Annotated in this window: 3 protein-coding genes; all 3 read right to left on the bottom strand. The window is 55.7% G+C overall.

Features of this window, described 5'->3' with window-relative positions:
- Window positions 1-1,005: YncE family protein (locus ACEW8P_RS07910; RefSeq protein ID WP_373512550.1), on the bottom strand; the 1,005-nt coding region annotated here is incomplete at its 3' end.
- Window positions 1,006-1,084: 79 nt separating this feature from the next.
- Window positions 1,085-3,220, bottom strand: a complete 2,136-nt coding sequence (locus tag ACEW8P_RS07905; RefSeq protein ID WP_373512549.1) for an alpha/beta hydrolase — start codon at window positions 3,218-3,220, stop codon at window positions 1,085-1,087.
- A 57-nt stretch (window positions 3,221-3,277) separates the two neighbouring features.
- Window positions 3,278-4,618, bottom strand: a 1,341-nt coding sequence (locus ACEW8P_RS07900; RefSeq protein WP_373512548.1) for a sulfatase, incomplete at its 5' end; no start/stop codon positions are given.

Here is a 4,618-nt window from a genome sequence, read left to right as displayed (position 1 = left end):
CTGGAAATGAATCTCCACCATCTTCTCGCTTTGCACGGCGTTGTGGTCGGCGTCTTCCAGCGTGGCCACGGTGCGGCGGGTCTTTACGTCGATGACGTCGCCCGTGGAAGGGTAGGCGTACTTGCCATCGACGCTGAACGTAATCCAGCCGGGCATATCGCGCACCCGGATGGTGGTTTTCTGCGCGGGCGGCATTACGGTGTTGTCGAAGATGTGCAGCCGCTCGTTGGCCCCGTCGCAGAGCCAGAGTTCTCGTTCGTCGGGCGTGAGGCCGATGCCGTGGCTCGGGCAGCCGTGGCGCTTCACATCGTTGACCAAAAAGCCTTCGACCGTCACGCGGTGCAGCATTTTTCCGGTCGTGAGGTCGCCGACTTCAAAGCCCAGTAGGCCATTGACATTTACGTAAGCCAGCGTCTGTTTGCCATTGATCGTGAAGGGCCGGATGGCGGCGGTGAACGGGCCGACTTGCTTCACCACTTTATGCGTTTTCGCGTCGGCCACATTCAGAATTGGGGCTTTCAGTCCGGCCAGATAGACGTACTTGCCATCTGGCCCGTAGATGGTATTGTGCGAGCCGGAGTTGGTCACGATTTTAGTGATGAGGTCGCCCGTTTTGGCGTCCAGCACGTTCCAGAATTCCTTTTCCAGCGAAGGCGCGTAGATCGTACCGCCGTCGGGCGAAATGGAAATGCGATCCACGCCGCCTTCGTAGGTCTTTTCCCAGCGGAGTTTATTGGTCGTGAGGTCATAGCATTGGATGGCTTCCAGGGTACTTATGTAGATCGCGTTGGTCGCGAGACTCACATCCACGCCTTTGACATTGGACACCGTCTTGCCGTCGGCTTTCATCCCGCCGGGCGTTTCGATGAATTTGACGAAGCGGTGGTTGTCGTCGATGTCGAAGACATTGATGCCGTGGCCGCCGTAGCCGAGGTAGTTGCGCACGCCCGGCGTGACGACGTAGAGGTAGCGTTTCGTTTTCTGGGCCTGGGCCGAGAAGGTCATCAGGCAAGCAAGGGCAATAAGTAAAAACGGGCGGTTGGTTTTCATCAATTCTAGGGGTTTAAATTCTCAAAACATTCTTCTACTTTCCAAGCCATTCTAAAATGGCCGAACTAACTTCCTGCGGCTTTACGTCGGGTCGAATAATTGGTTGTCCGGCGGCATTCCGCCGCAAAGCATCGCCATAAATTACGTCAATTTTTTCCTGGCTGATTTTCTTGCCCGTAGGATCGACGGGATTTAGCAGCAGCAGGTTCTGCGTGGAAAGCGCCCCCACCAAATCAGGCAGGTCGTAGTCGGACAAAGCCCCGGCCACCGCCGACATCATGTACTTCGGATCGTAAATTCGTTCTTCGATGAGCGATCGATAGGAAACCAGCGGATCAAGCAAGATCATTTTTTTAAAAGGATTGTCGATTACCGCCGCGTGCAGCAGATCGGCAGTCAGCGTCCCGGAAGCAACGGCGGTCAGTACCCTGGCCGACTCGGCGGTGGTTTTGACAAAGTCAGCCAAAATCCCGATCTCCTCCGCCCGCACGGCCACCAGGCTCTTATCCGTGAGTATCCCGGCAAACCACAAATTAAGCGGAACGCCGTTGATAATGCCATCGCCAAGCTGGAAGTAGCCCGTCGCCAGTTCACCGATACCACTCAGGTCGGCGGCGATTATATCGTAGCCCTCATTGGCCAGTTGGTCGGCCGTTTCGCCCGGTGCGAGGGCAGCAGCCTTACCCCGGCCGTCCAGCCAAAGCACTGATTTGCCATTGGAATTTTTCGGTTTTAGATGCAATACGGGAAGATAATATTCGCCAGCACCCTTCACAAGGTACTTTTCGATGGCATCACCGGGGCGCAGAATCCGACCCGAAAAAATGACTTCCCGCTCCGCTGGAGGAGTTTCGTAGCCGGAGTGCGCGATCACGCTTTCTCGCAGACCTTTCAGCGTGAGTGGTTTACCCTTTTGATGTTCCTTTCTTTTTTGTAAAAGACCAGTGGTGTACTTCGTGTTCAGGCTAAAAAGCGTTTCCCGCTTTGCAAAATTCGCGCTGTCTTTCTCGGGGATAATGTCCAACTCGGCTGCGCTAAAAAAATCCACTTCCTGGTCTTCCCCGCTGCCTGGGTTATCGAGGTGTTTTTGGAAAAAGGTGTAGGTGGCTTCGCGGTTTTTGCGGGTGGAGGCGTGTTCGGCATCGTCCTCGACCTTTTGCAGGTTTTCGGGCTGGCCAAATGCCTGGTAGGCCCGACGCGCTTCGTGATAAGCATCGCGAAAGCCCTGGATGCTGAAAATATCGTTGGTCGTGCCGATGAGCAGCGTGGGTTTGGGAGCGCGTATCTCGATGAAATCCGGTAGATCCAACCCATTTGCGATGCCATGAAAAAGGTTCTGTTCGGCGTCCTGCGGGCCGCGCGATTTCAGAAGTTTATCAAAGGTCGTGATGTAGCATTCCAGCGCAGCGACCCGTACCCGGTCGTCGAGGGCGGCAATGTAGGTGGCCTGGGTACCGCCGCCCGAGCGGCCTGTGATCCCGATGCGTGAAGCATCTACCTCGGGACGACTGATGAGGTAGTCGACGGCCCGAATACCATCCCAGGCGAAGTAGCTGGCCGGAGAGACGCCCGACAAAAATAATTGCGCACCAGCGTAGGAATGCTCCCTGGTGCCGGAAATCTTACCCGGAACGTCTTGATAATCTTTGCGTTCGCCCTGCCCGACGGGGTCGAAGGTAAGTACCACGAACCCTTTTTTAACCAGATTGATAATGACGCGCTGATATACTTCACCCCGGAAAGCGATGTCGGTATGGCCGCAGGTGTACACGATGGCGGGTAGTTTGCCTGGCTTATTTTTTGGAATGAACAGCGCAGCGTTGACGTAGTAGCCGGGCTGCGACTCGAAGTACAGCTTCTCCACCGTGAAATCCTGGCGGTCGAGCCGACCCGTCACGACGGGATTGAGGGGCGTTTTCGGCGGAAATGGTCCGAGAGCGGCGGTCATCTTTTTTTGGAGCAATAATTGTCTTTGCTGCCAATCACTTTTGGTCTTTAGCTTTTCAATGGCCTTCTCCCGCTCGCCCAGTTGCCGGGCTGCCCGTTGGTAAAGGTGCTTGTAGAACGATGTGGCCGGGTCGCCGTCGTAGATTCTCCAATAACCAAAAACCGAGAGGTCTTCCTGCTGGGCGTGAGCGGGGATTGTCAGCCAAGCAGCGACGAACAGCAATGCGCTTGCTTTTTTTACAAAAACTTTTCTCATAACAGCGACTAAAAACACGGAGTTTTACAAAGTGGATTGTCTCTTCTTGTCAAGTTGAGCATCTAGTTTGGGCAGAATTGTCCTGTACTCGTTTTCTGCCGCCACGTTTACGGTACTATTGGGGTCTTTTCGCAGATCATAGAGTTCGGTGGCCACGACGCTGCCATCGGATTTTAGCCATTTGGTGAAACGATAGCGGTCGGTGCGTAGGGAATAGCCCATAATATCATTGCCGCGCGGGTACTGGCTGAGAGCAGATTCTTTCCAGGCTAAATCCGGCTTGGCGAGGAGTTGTGCGAAACTCTCTCCCTGCAAATGGGCAGGTTTGGGCAGGTTGGCTGCGTCGCAGAGAAACGGGTATAAATCTACCATCTCTACCAAAGCATTTGTTTTCTTTCCGGCCGTTTTCATGCCCGGAACGCGGACCATCAAAGGGACGCGGGTATCAATTTCAAAATTGGTGTGCTTGCACCACTGCCCGTAGTCGCCGAGTTTCCAGCCGTGGTCACCCCATAGTACCACAATGGTATTTTTCTCCAACCCCAGGCGTTTCAATTCGTCAAGTACCTTGCCAATTTGGGCATCGGTGTAGCTGACGCAGGCGTGGTAGCCGTGAATCAACTCCCGCGCTTGTTCGTCGGCGAGCGGGCCTTTGGCGGGAATGTCGGTATAGTTCCGGAGCTCGCCCCAGCCGGTCGAAGCCAGGGCGGGGGCGTTGTCGGGCGGCGTCTGCCGGGGGGGGAGCTTGAAGTCTGAGCGCTGATAAAGCTCCCAATATTTCTTGGGAGCGGTAAAGGGCAGGTGTGGTTTGTAAAAACCCACGGCCAGGAAAAAAGGCCGGGCCGCGTTCGGCTGATCCTTGATTTCTCGCAGCGTTTCAATTGCTTTCTCCGCGATTTTGCCGTCGGGATAGGCATTGTCGGGAAGCTCGGCGCGCTCGAAAGCCGGCCCCGCGCCGTTGTTTCGGGCGGCTATTGCTTTGTTTGCCTCAGTCGCGTAAGCCCGCCAGTTGTTCTTGGGCTCCATCTGGTCGCCCTGCCGCGTCCACGAAACCGGGTCGAGCAGATTAGCGTGAAACAGCTTTCCCCACCAGGCCGTCACGTAGCCGTTGTTCTTGAAGTGCTGGGGGAGCGTCACCACGTCGGGAACGGTGGTGCGGAAATGCGTCGTCAGGTCATAAACATGGGTGGAGTCGGGGCGCAGGCCCGTGAGCAGACTCGTCCGCGAAGGCGAGCAAACGGCTTGCTGGCAGTAGGCCCGCTCGAAGAGCAAACCGCTGGCCGCGAGGCGGTCGATGTTGGGAGATTTTACCAAATCGTCGCCATAACAACCCAACTCAGGTCGCAGGTCGTCCACGGCGATGAA

The sequence above is a fragment of the Persicitalea sp. genome, from assembly GCF_041751555.1.
Taxonomy (GTDB): domain Bacteria; phylum Bacteroidota; class Bacteroidia; order Cytophagales; family Spirosomataceae; genus Persicitalea.
The sequence above is the reverse complement of the archived record's forward strand: the minus strand, read 5'-3'. Positions and strand labels throughout refer to the sequence as shown.